Source organism: Sessilibacter sp. MAH1, from assembly GCF_054658315.1.
This window is the reverse complement of sequence record NZ_BAAGIC010000003.1, coordinates 19652-35145: the sequence shown is the minus strand read 5'-3', so window position 1 is coordinate 35145 and position 15494 is coordinate 19652. Positions and strand designations below refer to the sequence as shown.

Annotated in this window: 14 protein-coding genes; 7 read left to right on the top strand and 7 right to left on the bottom strand. The window is 41.3% G+C overall.

From position 1 onward, the window contains the following. Positions 1–4 precede the first annotated feature (4 nt). From ACYQ28_RS03680 to panB, 3 genes are all read left to right on the top strand, one after another. The gene (locus tag ACYQ28_RS03680) at positions 5–334 is read left to right on the top strand and encodes a hypothetical protein (protein ID WP_460048491.1); all 330 of its coding nucleotides are present in this window, start codon (positions 5–7) and stop codon (positions 332–334) included. A 51-nt stretch (positions 335–385) separates the two neighbouring features. Further along, entirely contained in the window at positions 386–883 is a 498-nt protein-coding gene (gene folK, locus ACYQ28_RS03675; RefSeq protein ID WP_460048492.1) for a 2-amino-4-hydroxy-6-hydroxymethyldihydropteridine diphosphokinase, read from the top strand. A 428-nt stretch (positions 884–1311) separates the two neighbouring features. Further along, positions 1312–2139 carry a 3-methyl-2-oxobutanoate hydroxymethyltransferase gene (gene panB, locus ACYQ28_RS03670; RefSeq protein ID WP_460048493.1) on the top strand — a complete coding sequence of 276 codons (828 nt, stop codon included), beginning with the start codon at positions 1312–1314 and terminating at the stop codon, positions 2137–2139. A 207-nt stretch (positions 2140–2346) separates the two neighbouring features. Here panB and ACYQ28_RS03665 read toward each other — a convergent pair whose 3' ends face one another. Continuing rightward, positions 2347–2853 (bottom strand): 6-pyruvoyl trahydropterin synthase family protein, encoded by a 507-nt coding sequence (locus ACYQ28_RS03665; RefSeq protein ID WP_460048494.1) that lies wholly within the window; start codon positions 2851–2853, stop codon positions 2347–2349. A gap of 662 nt (positions 2854–3515) precedes the next feature. Between ACYQ28_RS03665 and ACYQ28_RS03660 the strand changes: the two genes are divergently transcribed. Continuing rightward, on the top strand, positions 3516–4820 hold the full coding sequence (locus ACYQ28_RS03660) for a ribonucleotide-diphosphate reductase subunit beta (RefSeq protein WP_460048495.1): 1305 nt from the start codon (positions 3516–3518) through the stop codon (positions 4818–4820). 926 nt (positions 4821–5746) lie between these two features. On the opposite strand, the gene ACYQ28_RS03655 is transcribed toward ACYQ28_RS03660, so the two are convergent. The 6 genes from ACYQ28_RS03655 to ACYQ28_RS03630 form a co-directional block, all read right to left on the bottom strand. Beyond that, a complete protein-coding gene (locus tag ACYQ28_RS03655) occupies positions 5747–6292 on the bottom strand; it encodes a 3'-5' exonuclease (RefSeq protein WP_460048497.1) in 546 nt (181 codons plus the stop codon). A gap of 677 nt (positions 6293–6969) precedes the next feature. Continuing rightward, complete coding sequence (locus tag ACYQ28_RS03650) at positions 6970–8226, bottom strand: class I SAM-dependent methyltransferase (protein WP_460048499.1); 1257 nt, start codon at positions 8224–8226, stop codon at positions 6970–6972. Next, positions 8226–9014 carry a DUF1365 domain-containing protein gene (locus ACYQ28_RS03645; RefSeq protein ID WP_460048500.1) on the bottom strand — a complete coding sequence of 263 codons (789 nt, stop codon included), beginning with the start codon at positions 9012–9014 and terminating at the stop codon, positions 8226–8228. The genes ACYQ28_RS03650 and ACYQ28_RS03645 overlap by 1 nt, the downstream gene beginning before the upstream one ends. A 22-nt stretch (positions 9015–9036) precedes the next feature. After that, positions 9037–10374: an NAD(P)/FAD-dependent oxidoreductase gene (locus tag ACYQ28_RS03640; protein ID WP_460048501.1), complete on the bottom strand. Its 1338-nt coding sequence runs from the start codon at positions 10372–10374 to the stop codon at positions 9037–9039. Positions 10375–10671: 297 nt separating this feature from the next. Further along, positions 10672–11457: an SDR family NAD(P)-dependent oxidoreductase gene (locus ACYQ28_RS03635; protein ID WP_460048535.1), complete on the bottom strand. Its 786-nt coding sequence runs from the start codon at positions 11455–11457 to the stop codon at positions 10672–10674. 7 nt (positions 11458–11464) lie between these two features. Continuing rightward, positions 11465–11920 (bottom strand): nuclear transport factor 2 family protein, encoded by a 456-nt coding sequence (locus tag ACYQ28_RS03630; protein ID WP_460048502.1) that lies wholly within the window; start codon positions 11918–11920, stop codon positions 11465–11467. Positions 11921–12353: 433 nt separating this feature from the next. On the opposite strand from ACYQ28_RS03630, the gene ACYQ28_RS03625 reads away from it, so the two are divergent. The 3 genes from ACYQ28_RS03625 (at position 12354) to ACYQ28_RS03615 (ending at position 15479) form a co-directional block, all read left to right on the top strand. Beyond that, positions 12354–13016, top strand: coding sequence for a sigma-70 family RNA polymerase sigma factor (locus ACYQ28_RS03625; RefSeq protein ID WP_460048503.1), 663 nt, complete (start codon positions 12354–12356; stop codon positions 13014–13016). Then, complete coding sequence (locus ACYQ28_RS03620) at positions 13013–13744, top strand: ChrR family anti-sigma-E factor (protein WP_460048505.1); 732 nt, start codon at positions 13013–13015, stop codon at positions 13742–13744. Before ACYQ28_RS03625 ends, ACYQ28_RS03620 begins: the two co-directional genes overlap by 4 nt. Before the next feature lie 1009 nt (positions 13745–14753). After that, positions 14754–15479 (top strand): diguanylate cyclase, encoded by a 726-nt coding sequence (locus tag ACYQ28_RS03615; RefSeq protein ID WP_460048507.1) that lies wholly within the window; start codon positions 14754–14756, stop codon positions 15477–15479. Positions 15480–15494 lie beyond the last annotated feature (15 nt).

Sequence of the window (15494 nt, the reverse complement as noted above, 5' to 3'; positions counted from 1 at the left end):
ATTCATGTCAGATAATCAGAAATCCATGCAGCCAATAAACGTTCAAAGGCTGCATACTAAATCTGTTTTTAAAATCATTTTCGTCGGCGTAACGGTGTTTATGATTCCTTTGTTTTCAGTGCTGGGTATTTTAGCGTCTGTCGGCTTGCTGGATTTTTACATGCAAGGACAACCTGTAACAGGTATCAAGGCGCTTTTTATAGTGCCGCTGGCTGGTGTATTTTTGTCTCTATTTTTAGGCGCACTCTGTTCGGTTTTTGCCTCTCTTGGCTTAATAATTTACGGAAAAAAACGCAGCCTTACCCTGTACTACTACCCTCCTGCTAACGAATAAACTCTAGCGCTTTTAATAATTGAGTTTAATTACGGCTATGTTTTTCAATTTATGAATACTGCCTACATTGGCCTTGGCGCTAATCTAAATAACCCCATCGCACAATTAACCTCTGCGGTTAAACAACTTTCCGAGCATCTCTCTATTGAGGTGCTTGAATGCTCTAAAGTCTATGATTCCGATCCCGTTGGCCCTGCCCAACCCAATTACACCAATGCGGCCCTAAAAATTAGCACCGAACTTTCAGCGCCTGAATTGTTGACCGTTTTACAGACAGTAGAAAGCGATCACGGTAGAGTGCGAATTGAACGCTGGGGTGCGCGTACATTGGATCTTGATTTATTGCTATTTAACAATCAGGTGATTCAATCAGATTTTCTTACGGTTCCCCATCCGAGGCTTCACGAAAGAAATTTTGTGGTTTTTCCGTTGCTGGATATCGACAATAACCTTGCCTTACCCGATGGCACACCGTTAAATTTACTTAAAAAAAACCTTGGTAATGCGGGATTACGACAGCTCGACAATATATCGCTGCTTAATTTTTAACACATAAGATTACCAATATATGGCCAATAAATACGCCATATAACCGTATAGGAACCTCTGATTAACTCGTCGCTGATTTAATCAGAGGACAGAAATTGACGATGCGATTTTCAATTTCTTCACAATTTCAATCACTTACCGTTCTTGAAATTGGTGACACATCCTTGTGTCGCGAGAAACTCTAGGCTAATCAGAGTTTCCTATAAAAATTAGAATTATTAAAACCGCGTTTAAAATAAGCTTTGATTAATACCCTGATTATTTGCTCTAAGCTTTTTTAACGTTAAGCAAGCACGCAATCAATCTTCGCCACATCAGCGAATAAAGTTGCACAAAATAGTTATTGAGTTTTGCGTCAAAAGCGAGAAACTCATCTACAACTCGCCCTACACCGGCGACACTATTGATTGAATACATGGGAAACTATCATGCCCTACGGAAAACCCACACAAGAGTCCGCTCTTACTAAACCCGTTAGCATCACCACCTTGAGAAAGATGAAGTCCGAGGGCAATAAATTTGTCTGCGTTTCACTGTACGATGCGCCTATGGCAGCCATGGCGCAGAAGACCGGCATAGAATTACTGCTGGTCGGCGATAGCTTGGGAATGACAGTTTTAGGGTACGACGACACCATACCTGTCACCATGGAGCATATGATTTATCACGTTGAAGCTGTAAGACGCGGTAACAATAAATCTATGATCATGGGCGACCTGCCCTTCATGTCTTACGCAACACCCGAACAAGCCATGATAAATGCCACGCGAATCATGCAGGCCGGCGCGCACATGGTAAAACTGGAAGGCGGTGAATGGATTGCTGAAACCGTAAAAATGTTGACCGACCGAGGCATTCCCGTGTGTGGGCACATTGGTTTAACGCCACAATACGTGAACAAATTCGGTGGTTTCCGTGTGCAAGGTCGCAACGAGCAACAAGCCGAAATTATTTATAATGACGCGCGCATGCTAGAAGAAGCCGGCGCCGACTTATTGGTTATGGAATGCATTCCTTCTTCACTTGCCAAAACCATTACCGAATCTCTCGACATTCCAACCATTGGCATAGGTGCGGGTAAAGATACCGACGCACAGGTTTTGGTTATTAACGATATTTTAGGTCTTACCGAGAAACCACCCAAGTTTTCCAAAAACTTTTTGGAAGAAACCGCTTCGATTCCCGGTGCATTAATGAAATACGCCGAAGATACTCGAAATGGAATATTCCCAGCAGAAGAAAATATTTTTGTGTAATACAAAATACGTTTTTTAAATTTTATTTCCGTAAAAATTTAAAATTGTCCCGTACGATTTGAACCTCTGATTAAATCAGCGACGAGTTAATCAGAGGCTCTTCAAATAAAGCATTTTCTAGCGCGCAACCCAAATTTGTACTCTACATCGGCGAACAAATACACATCACACATATTTTTTAAGTTACTCAATCAATCAGCCCAAAAATTAAGCGCAACCTGACCAAGAACTGGTGCCAGACTGACCCGGTCCTGACGCCACAGTGACAGACAACTCAGAAACTTTGCCAGGAGCAAAAACCTCTGTAGAGAGAAGCTGATTTAACAGATAGTGCGAAAACTCTTCCACCGTTGTATTTCTAATCGGCAAGAGTTGTGTATCCGCTTGTAGGAATCGCATGGTTTCCTTATGAAATTGAACCACATATTCGCCAGCGTTTGACTCGATGATTAGATGCGGCGATAACTGCGGCAATATCAAATATTCATCCAATTCAGCGCAACACTTTTTAAGCTCGTCTTTGTAAACTCGATAATTAGAAGCTAAACCGTCGTCGCCCACTGATACTTGCATATCAACCGCAACCGTAAAATTATGACCGTGCAAACGTTCGCGCTCGGTGGCCGAAAAAATCGTAAAATGAGCAGCAGAAAACTTTAAATACTCTTTACTAAAACTCAATCGCACCACTCGTGGGTGTTGATCTTCCTGCAAGGTTTCTCTCCCGCCTGTAATGATTTTTAGATTCACATTCTAATACGCAATTGCGTAGCGAGTTTCTCACTCATAACGTGACGGTAGCTCAGAACTTGAACTCTTAGTATTCACACTGAAGAAACACTCAAGTTCGGTAGTTTATGCCACGTATGTGTAGCTAATACTTGAGAATTCATTATCGGTGATTCGTTTCTAAATTTCATGACCGAATGGCTGTTCACTTTACTCAACACACAAATTTGAGCGCCACACCAAGTTATTCCCCGCCTATATAGACTATGTTAGTGACCACTGCCTTGTGCTTTTAAGTACTAACAAAAAGCCCAGAAAATTTCGTCTAGAAGTAAAAAATTGTCCACACCTGTGGATAACTTGTGAAAAAATAGTACATATCTAGTGTTTACATTTTTTTAAACCACTAGATATTGTGTTACCTGTCAATATTGCCTATAGTTCTTGGTGTGCGCTGTACACACAGACAAGGAAAGACAACTTCACGACGAATGCTTATTTCTCCAAAGTTAATCAAGGTTATATCGAATCAAACCTGAAACTCTGCTCATTCTGTTGTTACACACTTTTTTGATATCGCCGGCGAGCGATCAACCCAAAATCCGTACCTTCAACCGACCATTTAAATGGCAAAGGATTTTCACACCATGTTAAGTTGGGATGATTTCGACACGAACGAATCGACTCCAGTCAAACCAAAACCTCAAACCGCAAAACCAGTTGAAGCACCAAAGCCAGCTCCCGCTCAAGAACCAAGCAATAAAGTATCAGCTTCAACCGTAGCCTCAGGCGCAGGACTAGAGACCGTTGTGGCTAAAGAAGCTACCTCAGCCGCTAATGTCGGTGAATTTTCGGCAAACGTAGAAGCCGCATTAAAAGCCATTGCCGAAGCCGATACGGCTCCGGGTCTAGAAGAACTTGAAATGGGTGCCGCACGCGTTGAAGTTGACGACAAACGCATGATCAACTGCCGCGCAGATCTTAACCAGTTAGTACCGTTCAAATACGATTGGGCGTGGCAAAAATACCTTGATGGTTGTGCAAACCATTGGATGCCACAAGAAGTTAACATGAACGCAGACATCGCCCTGTGGAAAAACCCTAAAGGTTTAACCGACGATGAGCGTTTGATCGTAATGCGCTCGTTAGGTTACTTCTCTACCGCCGATAGCCTTGTCGCCAACAACTTAGTACTTGCCATCTACCGCTTAGTGACCAATCCTGAGTGTCGCCAATACATTTTGCGCCAAGCCTTTGAAGAAGCTATCCACACCCACGCCTATCAATACTGTATTGAGTCTTTGGGTATGGATGAAGGTGAAGTGTTCAACATGTATCGCGAAGTACCGTCGGTTGCCGCAAAAGCTGCATGGAGTATTGCCCACACCCGAGGTTTGAGCGATCCGAGCTTCACAACCGGCACACCAGAAAGCGACCAAGAATTACTGCGCAACCTTGTTGGTTTTTACGTAGTGACCGAAGGCATCTTCTTCTACTGTGGATTCTCTCAAATCTTATCCATGGGTCGCCGCAACAAAATGACTGGTGTTGCCGAGCAATTCCAATACATTTTGCGCGACGAATCTATGCATTTGAATTTTGGTATCGATGTTATCAACCAAATCAAACTGGAAAATCCGCACCTTTGGACCGAAGAATTCAAAGCCGAAATCATTCAAATGATTCTCGAAGGTGCTGAGCTTGAGATTCAATACGCTCGCGATACCATGCCGCGCGGAGTATTGGGAATGAACGCGGCCATGATGGAAGAGTATCTGCACTTCATTGCCAACCGTCGTTTATCGCAACTGGGTCTTCCAGAACAGTATCCGGGCGCTGAGAACCCATTCCCTTGGATGAGTGAAATGATGGATCTTCGTAAAGAGAAGAACTTCTTTGAAACTCGCGTTATTGAATACCAAACCGGTGGCGCACTTAACTGGGGAGAATAATCTCCTCAATTTCGCAATAGACGAGTACTTTCTCGTCTATTGTCGTTCGAATTCAATCATCAACTTAGTGACAAATGCTCACACATTCAAAACTCCTCTAAGATCACCCATTACACAGTCATTCTCGTCATAATTCTTCGTTTTTCTTGCACAAATAGATCATTAACAATCCTAAAAGATCAAAATTCGCACACAAATATCAGCATAGCTTTCACACCCAGCAATTAAAAATAACCTCCCAATGCTAATTTGTTCTTTCTCAAATTGTATTTCATCTGCTAGCAAGTGAGATATATCTCACAAAAAGACCAGAAATATGCGCCTGTTCACACTTTCACTTTGAAGTGATAATACAAATCACAGGGAGGTAATCAAGGAAGACAAGAGACCAAGGTTAGGTCTGAAAAGGATTTTAAAAAGAGAGTTTGCCACGGGAAGGCAACACGGTCGTTTGATGGACCAAGTTAGGTAAAAATACAGATAAAAACAAGGACAGTAATACAATAGCCGTACGGAAGCGGTACTTAGGTCTTTATAGCAACAGAGGATTGTTGTTATCCAAAAGAACTGGATTCTTCGAAGCAGGATGCTTCGGGTCATGGACGACCAGGTATCTAGGGGGCTCTTTATTAGAGCCTTTTTATTTTCAGCTCTTCACCAATAAACTTCATTCTTCTTTTTGTTAATCAAGCAGCTTCTTAAAGCCTGTTATCACACAACTCACTTCAATTTCAAAACCTCGTTAACAAATCCAATATCCAGTACCAGTGTCTTTAAAAGGCCAGCAACAGTAATGATCAATGTGTCGGGAAAAGTAGCTTGGCGAGATAGGATAAAGTCTAAGCAATAAGAGTAAAAAGACGAATGGCGCCAGCACTCATTTTGAGCGCCAGCTAAACAGTGAACAATAAATATTCGGTCTGAAATTACGCAATGCGTGAACTCACAGGTTTGCGAGTTGCTACAAAGGTCTCTTGAATCAGCAATGCGTCGTTAAGAGCTCGATGAATAGGTTGACCAGACTCTTCGGTAATACGTTTTTTGGTCAAATCCCAATCTTCAATTTGGCTTTCAGAAAAAATCGCCTCTATTGGACTGATACGAAAATCACGATTTATTTTCACGGCGTCAAATAAAGTATCAATCCAGGGCTTATCAACAACCCAAGCATCACTGTAGACAGTCTGACCCGATAAAATGTCGTTCAATTCTTCGGCAACAACTCTGGGGGCATAGCCTTCTTGAAGCAATTGATCCCGTGAAATGCCGTGCAGCGCTTCTGCGCTGGAATCCCAATGTGTCCAGCTACGCAAAGGTTTAATCAGACGAGACAAACGCTGACCTGAAGACAAGACAATTCCCACTTCGATAGGATAGCTTTGAAAGCCAAAACCCGATGCTTCTATATCTATTACTGCTGGCCTAACAGGTCGCGCCAGCTTAAATCCATTTACAATTGTTTTATTTTCCATGTTTACGCATTTCTTCATTCAAATAATTCTCACAATTTTGAGAATCCAGTAAAGACGTTCAATATTATTATTCTTATAGACACGTTTCGTGCCACGAAATTCTATACACATTATGTGTGTTTAACTTCTCGATAATCTCGCCATTTGGAAACTAAACGAAAAACCTTAGGCTTACATCAGGAATTTCCCACAATAGAAAAAGAATATCTGCGACACAGGTCGCGAGTAAGACATACATAGACCATTGAGGACAAGGAACGTCAATAATTGAACAAAGAATACCGAAGTTGTATGACGTTATTTATCGATTTATAAGTCAGTTTATTTAAACCTAGAAGATTATTCCGGGTATTGCCAATAAAGTGGAATAATTTATCGATACTTTTACAACGTAAAGACGCGCATTACAAAATGAGGGTCAGATTTACAAAATAAGAACATACTTGAGAGTCATTGATTAAAAAAATATCCAATTGTAGAAAAACCAGACCATTTTCAATCAATGAACATCTCAGTATGCCTAAAGAAGGCTTTAAGTTATTCAGAAATTCTTAAAATCTTATTTCGTAACCGAATATAAAACTAGAAAGTCTGTTGAATTTTAATAAGAAGTAGCATCAAACTAAATTTGGAAATCGCGTTTTCATTTATGACCCGACTCTAATTCACTGCACCTCTTAAAAATTTTTAGCCAATGGTTTAGCCAAAACTAATTGCACCGTGCTGATAACTCTTTCTTGAAATCCACCCTGACAATAAAATAAATAATATTCCCACATACGTTCGAACATGGGATCAAAACCCAGCTCACGAACCTTGTGAATATTTTTTTGAAAACGTCGACGCCAATTATCCAATGTTAAAACATAGTCACCGGTAATATCGGTTAACGAAACCATCTGCATATTAGTATGAGCACGTATATTTTTTGCGATAATTTCTATGGAGGGTAATACACCGCCGGGAAAAATATACTGTTGAATAAAATCGGTAGACTTTCTCGCTTTATCGTAACGCTGATCAGCGATGGTAATTGCCTGAATAAACATCAAGCCGTTTTCTTTGAGCAAACTAGAACAGTTTGAAAAATACGTCGGATAGTATTTGTGGCCCACCGCCTCAATCATTTCGATAGAAACAATCTTGTCGTACTGACCTTCTAGTGTTCGATAATCTTGGCAAAGTACCGTCACGCGATCACTGAGACCTTCCCGCTCTACTCTCGCCCGAGCGTAAGCGTATTGCTCTTGCGAAATTGTCGTCGTTGTTACTCTGCAACCGGACGTTTTAGCGGCGTAAATTGCCATACCACCCCAACCGGTGCCAATCTCTAATAAATGATCTTGCTCTGTTAATTTGAGAGCGTCACACACCGACTGCATTTTAGTGACCGACGCATCTTCTAACGAAGATTGATGATCGTTAAAAACCGCAGAGGAATACATCATGTGATCATCTAAAAACAACTGAAAAAATTCATTGCTCAAATCATAATGGGCGGAAATATTCGCTTTAGAACCATGAATATTGTTACGTGATAAAAACTTAGAAATTCGACTGATTAACGCATTTAAAAATCCCCAGCGGTGATCCATAGCTTCGCGCATGTGTTGATTGCGAACCATTAGACGCACAACATTGAGAGGATCGGGTGAACTCCAACCCTCAAGCATGTACGCCTCACCTGAACCTACCGAGCCACGAAATAAGGCCTGACGATATGCCCATCCGTGATTAACCGATATTTTGGCAATTATCTCTGCGTCATGCCTAGGCTGACCAAAGGTGTAAGTTCTGTCGCCTTCGGTAAGAATTAAATGCCCAACCCGAATACGTTTAAATATTTTGAAAATAGTTGAACGTGCTAGATTATCTAAAAATAAAATATCTTTTTTATTGACCACACGGGTTTCATCAATACTAATGGCTCTCATCAAGGCCTCGCTTTCAAGTTTTTGGGATGAGGTTGGACAGGTATTTTTTTAACAAATATTTTTAATGCTTGCCAATAGATGCCAAACAGCGCTTTGAATGTCATTATCGGAAACTGAAAAAACGTTCTTTGCAAATTTTGCGCGGTAAAAGGAATACGTCTTAAATTTATAGTGGCATCGAAAATGACGTCTTCACTACCGCGATTATTCACCACGTTTTCGATATTAATATGAACATTATCACCCGGTGAAATACTGCACCAACGGTAGAACATATTCATACCATGAAAAGGTGAAACATGAAGCTTTTTTTCAAATTCAAAATCTTTGAGATTTCCGCTTTCATCACAGGTTAACAAATACTGGGTACGTTCGCGCCATGGAGTATTGGTAACTTCTGCAATAACGTATTTTGGTACCGAATTATTTTCATCAAAAATAAAATAGCAAACTATAGGATTAATGATAAAATTAAAACATCGAACATTTGCCAACATTCGAATGGGCCCGGAAAGATTTTTTATTCCCCGATCGGCCAACCATTGGTAAATTTCGTTTTTCAAGTTACTGGTGTTATTTAAAAAATAATCTTCACGACGCCACCGCCAGAACCAGCGTCCGAAACCGCGTTTTTTATCTGTCGAAAATAATCGACTGGTTTGGCTTAAATCAGTTAATTCATCTAAATCCAAATAAAACATAAACACATCATAACCGAAGGAATGATGTTTTGGGGCAAAGCGGCGATGACACACCTTTCCGCAATAAATGGCCGACTGAAATTCCATTAAATGTTTAATTTCTCGTTAATTATTGGTTAGTGGATTCCGTGTTTATGTGACACGTAGCAACCTGTACTTTCTGCAATAAAGCATCAGCTACACGTTTAGCACTGTAGACGGCATCTTCGTGAAAGCCATTTCGCCACCAAGCACCGCAAAACCAAGTTCGATCGGTATTAATGTCCTGCCAAGATTGTTGGGTTACTAAAGCTTTTTTGCCAAAAGTTGGATGACTGTACTGATAGCGACCAATAATTTTATCGGGATTTATCGCATCGGTATGATTTAAGGTTACGCAAAAATTCCGCTCACTTTGAATATTCTGAAGCGTATTCATGTGATAAGTCAGCACGGCTTTGTCTTGTTCGAATCTTGTCTGGTTATTTGTTTTGACAAGACGATAATTCCAACTCGACCAAGTTGATTTATTCTCCGGCAACAGCGACTCATCCCAATGCAAGACTACATCATTTACTTGGTAAGGAATGTTGCCGAGTAATTCGGTTTCTAAGGTAGAGGCGTCTGTTAGCGTCGCTAATGTTTGATCACTGTGACTGGCAAACACTATGTAATCGAAATGTTGTTTTTCGTCGTTGACAAAAAACTCAACACCGTCTGCAAGTCTTTTAACATCGGTAACCTTGGCATTGGTGTAGATTTTATCGGCAAAAAACTGCGTTAACGGCTTAATGTAGCTCTTTGATCCACCGCTAACAACATACCACTGAGGTCTATTTTTAACACTCAACAATCCGTGATTTTTAAAAAACTCGGCGAAAAAAAGCACCGGCATATCTAGGCTTGCCTGGGTTGATTTCGACCAAATGGCACTGACCATGGGAATTAAATAATGACTCAAAAATCGGCTCGCAAAACGTTTGCGATCAAGATATTCACCGAGACTTTGTTTAGCATCGAGTTTATTCAATGCTAAATCGGCCAAAATAGTTTTATTAAAACGAACAATATCCGCCAACATTTTCCAATGTTTTGGATTTAATAAATTACTGCGCTGGGCAAACAAGGTACTTAAGCTACCACCACTGTATTCCAGCCCTGTAGTTTCGCACGTGACACTAAAGCCCATACTTGAAGGTTGATATTGGACGCCGATCTCGTCAAGCAGTTGCATAAATAGCGGATAAGTCCAATCGTTAAAAACAATAAAGCCAGTATCTATTGCATAATGCTTACCGTCTAGCTCGAAATCTATAGTCGCAGTGTGACCACCAATACGCGAGTCAGCTTCAAAAATATGCACATCAAAATGTTTGTGCAGATAATATCCGCACGATAATCCTGCTATACCTGAACCCACTATCGCTATTCGAGGCTTAATTACACGGTCTAAAATGCTTCCGGTCATAATAATTTTTTAATTGCCGATATTTAATAGGAATGAACGCGCAAAAAACGCAATAGTATCTAGCTTATTAAGTGGTGCTACAAATTAAGTGGTGCTACAAATTAAGCGGTGCTACAAATTAAGCGGTGCTAAAAATTAAGCGGTGCTAAAAATTAAGCGTTGCCACCAAATAACAATTACAATAAATTCTAACTCTCTCACAGGTACAACAGGGTTTTTTACAAGCAAATCCCCTTAGAATCTCTGAATTAATCAGAGTTGTTTTTTGAAGCAAATTACTTTTCTGCAAAAAATTCGTTAAATATCTTGGGCTCTTCGCATTTTTCGCGCAATAGGACCAAACCATAAGCCTGGAAACCAGCGATAAATACGTAGCATCCACAATAATCTTTTGGGAAACACAATTGATTTTCTATTTTGGGCAATACCGGTACAAATAATGTCTGATGCCTCTTCTACAGAAATTAACGTCGGCATGGGAAAATCATTCTGTCGAGTCAAGGGCGTATCTACAAAACCCGGAGAAATTGTGATCACATGAATACCTTGAGGCTCAAGATCGATACGCTGACACCCCAACCAATATTCGCACGCGGCCTTGGATGCACCGTAAGCTTGTGTTCGGGTAAATGGCGCCTGTGCAGCCATTGAGCTAACACCGGCAAAAAACGCCTGGGATTCGGACTTTTTTAACAACGGCACAGCAATTGATAAAGTCCTGATCATCGCGAAAAAATTCACTTCAAATACGCGACGGTAAATAGCTTGCCCTGTTAAAGGATCGTCCAAATATTCGCAAATACCAGCGGCGGCGATAACTCCGTCAAGGGTGTCCGTAAAGTCACGAAAACGCGATGGCAATGATGCCCAGTGAGCGTCGTTGGATAAATCAAAGCTCAAAACAACAATGTTGTTAGGAAACTGCTGCTGCAACTGCTCTAATGCAGAAGTATTGCGACCGCTGGCAATAATTAAATTGTTCTTCGATGCTAAATCTCTACTTAATTGCAGTCCTATTCCTGACGAAGCTCCGGTAATCCACACGGTTTTTTCGGTGAGAGGGTATGCCGATTTACTGAACATCACACATTTATCCCAAACGTTTACGCAGCCAAATAACCACGCGCCCTAAAACAGGAACGTGTTCGTAAAGCATCGCCCCCATGTCGTAGTAGTCAATGTGCGAAATAATTTTTTCGTTATTGAAAACTAACCTAGAAGTACCTTTAACGGATATCTCTTCGCCTCGTGCTAACTTTTGGTGGCTGAATTCCATGACCCAACTCACGAACACAATATCATCGGTTTCGACGATGTCTTCAAAAATGAATCGACAATAATTTAACGATGGTAAGAGCTTGGAAAAGTAGCTTTCAATACCACCAATACCTTCTACTCTGTGTACTGGGTCAATGAACACGGCGTTCTCATGGTAGATGTGCGGTAGATTTTGAATAAGCCTGGCATCGAACTCAGAGTAAGCCGATAAAAATCTCTGCATCGCGGGTTTGCTGGCTAACTGATTGATGTCGAGCGCCGTATTCATAGTTCCTCTCTGGTCTGCGCACCTTGGAAATTGATATATAAGATCTGTACGCGGTATCGCGATTATTAGATCAAGCAAACCCTCACAATCAAACCAATGCTTTATCGCTTCGAGTTCTTAGCCACTTCGAATTCTTAGCCACTTCGAATTCTTAGTCGTTACACACCACCCACACACTAAAAAGCTTCTCAGGTGAAGATAATGCCTAAGCTCACCGAGTGATCGACATCAATATTCCCACACAGGAGAGTGAAACTGGATCGTCCACATGAGTGGAACGGCCATACCGTCAGTTTAGTTCAAACAATCGTTAACAATGGGTCATCCATTAACAATCTCTCTGCGTAACAAGGTTCAATGCAACTCCTAACTGGCTCGTTTGTGTTTGAGTTGTGCTGACAATGACGGTTTTTCATGAAAAGAGAGAGTTTTCGTGCTAGCTTCAGGCAATGACCTACCTAAAATTAAAGCCAAAGTGACCGATAGAATCGACCCACCAACAAGCGGATCGCAAAACACCTTGCGAGACGATACTTGGAGCCAAACGCTGCTGCTTGTCGCCCAGAAGGACAGAAAGGCCTTCGAGCGATTCTTCAATCACTATGTTCCGCTGATCAGGGGTTATTGCCTGTCTAAACCTGTGCCCGATCAATCTTCAAGCCTGCCCGATGAGCTGGCTCAAGAAGTTATGATCAAGGTTTGGCAAAAAGCCAACACCTTCGACCCTAAAAAAGCCTCCGCCAGCACTTGGGTTTTTACCCTTGCCAGAAACTGTCGAATTGATTTGCTGAGAAGATCAAATCGACATATCGCGCAGCCGCTGGAAATTGATGATCTTTGGGCCGATGAAGAGGAACACACACCCGTTACTCACCTACAAAAAGCTCGCGATAAAGACCTGATCGCCAAAGCTTGGCAAGTTTTGCCAAAAGATCAAATTCAAGTCATTCGTAAGGTGTTTATGGAAGGCAAAACGCATCTAGAAGCAGCGGAAGAAATGGACCTTCCCCTGGGAACCGTGAAATCACGTGTGAGATTGGGTTTAAAGAAATTGCAGTTGATAGTTGCAAACAGAAGTAACGAGGTTGACCAATGATTCGCCACCACCCAGACATTAACTTGCTGCTTGAATACAGCGCGGGTTCCATCGATTCGGCGGTGGCCTTAAGCGTTTCGGCGCATTTGCACTATTGCGAAAGCTGTAGCGAACAGGTCAATCGCTTTAACCAACTCGGCGGCATTCTCTTAGAAGAACTTGAGCACAGCAGTTATCAACCCGAAAACGTTAACCTACGAGCAACTCCCTCGATGTTGCGGCCTTTAGATCAGCTTTTTGATTCTGTAATGGCGCGTGTCGATGGTATTGAAAATCCGGCGACTGTATCAGAAGCTCAAGCCAGTGAAATACCCATTGCCGTTGCCAGTAAAATTAGACGCGATCTGCCTGCAAACTTGGCCAAGTTAATTGTGAAGCCTCGATTTTTAAAATGGCGTCGTGTGGCGCCTGCCATGCAAATCGCTCATCTCAAAACCGGACAAAATCGCTGCGAGGTTTCGCTTATTAAGATTGGCGCCGGTGGTCGTGTGCTGGAGCACAACCACAAAGGTAACGAGTATACGGTGGTACTGCGAGGAGCATTTTCAGATCAAGACGGCATCTACAGCGCGGGTGATTTCTTACACAGAAAGCCCGGTGACGTTCATACACCCAACGCAACAGCGGATGCCGACTGCCTGTGTTTAGCCGTGGTAGATGCGCCGTTGAAATTTACGGGCCTACTGGGCTGGTTAATTAATCCTTTTGTTCAGCTACAACCTGGTTGAAATTTGTGCGAAAGCAATCAGCGATAATGACTGCTCAGAGCATATTTATACTCACAGTGTATTCACACTTAGGAAGTTTCTAAAGGAACCTCTGATTAACTCATCCTTGATTTAATCAGAGGGCAGAAATTGAAAATGTGATTTCCAATTTCTTCACAATTTCAATCACTTACAGTTCTTGAAATTGGCGACACATCCTTGTGTCGCGAGAAACTCTAGGTTAATCAGAGTTTCCTAAAGACAACGTAGATTTAATTAAAGATATGTTGATCACCAATTTGTACACGAAATTGCTTTTGCTATGATCGATGAATTCTATGTTTCTTGATCTTACTCTGAGTGGGCTTTATCCCATAAAAAACATTAGGTCGAGTTTAAAGTTAATTGAGTGCTTATTTATATAAAAAAAGCGAAATATAAAAACACTTTGATTATCGTAAAATTAATTCATACCTAGCAATCTTAGTTTTTTGAATTATCGATTTTACACATCGATCTTTTCCATCAACAAAAAATCAAAAGTTTATCCAGAACCTCTGATTACATCGCCTACGATTTAATCAGAGGACAAAAATTGAAAATGTGAATTCCAATTTATTCACTATTTGAAGTACTTAGCTTTCTTGAAATTGGCAACACATCCCTGCTCGGCGGACAACTTCGGGTTAATTAGATTCTGCTATACAATGTTGGTTAAGCGTTACAGATCAACGCGGATTTTTATTTCACAAAACGCGAAAAAACCCCAAATTCACCAGTGTCTATTTAAACCAGCACCTATCTACACAAACTCAAACGTGATTGTTTACTCAAATGTGGCTATTAACCTATCAGTGACTATGCTAGTAATTACATAAATTTGTGGTAATTTTCCTACTTTGACTTTTTCGGATTAGGATAATCGGAAATTTTGTGGTTCAATCTTAATCAATGATGATGCACACCCGTGCCTTTATGTTCCAAATTTCGAACTATAATGCATATCAAGACTAATAGTTGCAGTGTTCTCATGGGTGATTTTTCCAAACAACAGCTAGACTCTGAAAATCTTCTAACCGAGCTTTATCGTTTAGAGAAGGAAAATACTCACCTAAAAAACCAGGTTCACGGCTTACAGCTTGAATTGTCACAGCTCAAAGCTCTGGTTAGAACCGACGCACTTACCGGCCTTTATAACCACCGTTATTTTCGCGAAGCACTGCATCGAGAAATTGAACGCACCGGCAGAACCAGCGCAGACTTTTGTTTGGTATTTATCGATCTAGATCACTTTAAAAGCGTCAACGATAACTGGGGTCATGAAGTTGGTAACCGAGCGCTTAAACACTTCGCTGACTTCATTAGAACGGCTATTCGCCCAATGGATCTTCCCTGTCGATACGGTGGTGAAGAATTTGCGTTACTACTGCCGGCAACGACGTTAAAAATCAGCGAACAAATCGCCGAGCGCATTCGAATTGCTCTTGAACAAACGCCACTGCCAGTAAACGATGGTTCATTGGTAATTACGGCCAGCTTTGGCGTCTCTTGCTACACCGCAGATTGTGGATTAACTCAAGATGAATTAATCGCAGAAGCTGATCAACAATTGTATCGCGCCAAAAATCAAGGGCGTAACCAAGTTTGCATTACCGATATAAAAACAAAAGAGCACAGCCAAGTTTCCGCCGACGAGAAAGATCTGCTCAATGCTTTGTTTCAACAGAACTCTTCTGAAAATAAACGCAGGAAATAACGGTTTAAAGACTCA

What these genes read in the sequence shown, in the direction of transcription:
- ACYQ28_RS03680 (WP_460048491.1), top strand. Translation starts at nt 5, where the DNA reads ATGTCAGATAATCAGAAATCCATGCAGCCAATAAACGTTCAAAGGCTG.
- ACYQ28_RS03640 (WP_460048501.1), bottom strand. Translation starts at nt 10,374, where the DNA reads ATGACCGGAAGCATTTTAGACCGTGTAATTAAGCCTCGAATAGCGATA.
- ACYQ28_RS03660 (WP_460048495.1), top strand. Translation starts at nt 3,516, where the DNA reads ATGTTAAGTTGGGATGATTTCGACACGAACGAATCGACTCCAGTCAAA.
- ACYQ28_RS03650 (WP_460048499.1), bottom strand. Translation starts at nt 8,226, where the DNA reads ATGAGAGCCATTAGTATTGATGAAACCCGTGTGGTCAATAAAAAAGAT.
- ACYQ28_RS03645 (WP_460048500.1), bottom strand. Translation starts at nt 9,014, where the DNA reads ATGGAATTTCAGTCGGCCATTTATTGCGGAAAGGTGTGTCATCGCCGC.
- ACYQ28_RS03620 (WP_460048505.1), top strand. Translation starts at nt 13,013, where the DNA reads ATGATTCGCCACCACCCAGACATTAACTTGCTGCTTGAATACAGCGCG.
- ACYQ28_RS03615 (WP_460048507.1), top strand. Translation starts at nt 14,754, where the DNA reads ATGGGTGATTTTTCCAAACAACAGCTAGACTCTGAAAATCTTCTAACC.
- ACYQ28_RS03635 (WP_460048535.1), bottom strand. Translation starts at nt 11,457, where the DNA reads ATGTTCAGTAAATCGGCATACCCTCTCACCGAAAAAACCGTGTGGATT.
- ACYQ28_RS03630 (WP_460048502.1), bottom strand. Translation starts at nt 11,920, where the DNA reads ATGAATACGGCGCTCGACATCAATCAGTTAGCCAGCAAACCCGCGATG.
- folK (WP_460048492.1), top strand. Translation starts at nt 386, where the DNA reads ATGAATACTGCCTACATTGGCCTTGGCGCTAATCTAAATAACCCCATC.
- panB (WP_460048493.1), top strand. Translation starts at nt 1,312, where the DNA reads ATGCCCTACGGAAAACCCACACAAGAGTCCGCTCTTACTAAACCCGTT.
- ACYQ28_RS03655 (WP_460048497.1), bottom strand. Translation starts at nt 6,292, where the DNA reads ATGGAAAATAAAACAATTGTAAATGGATTTAAGCTGGCGCGACCTGTT.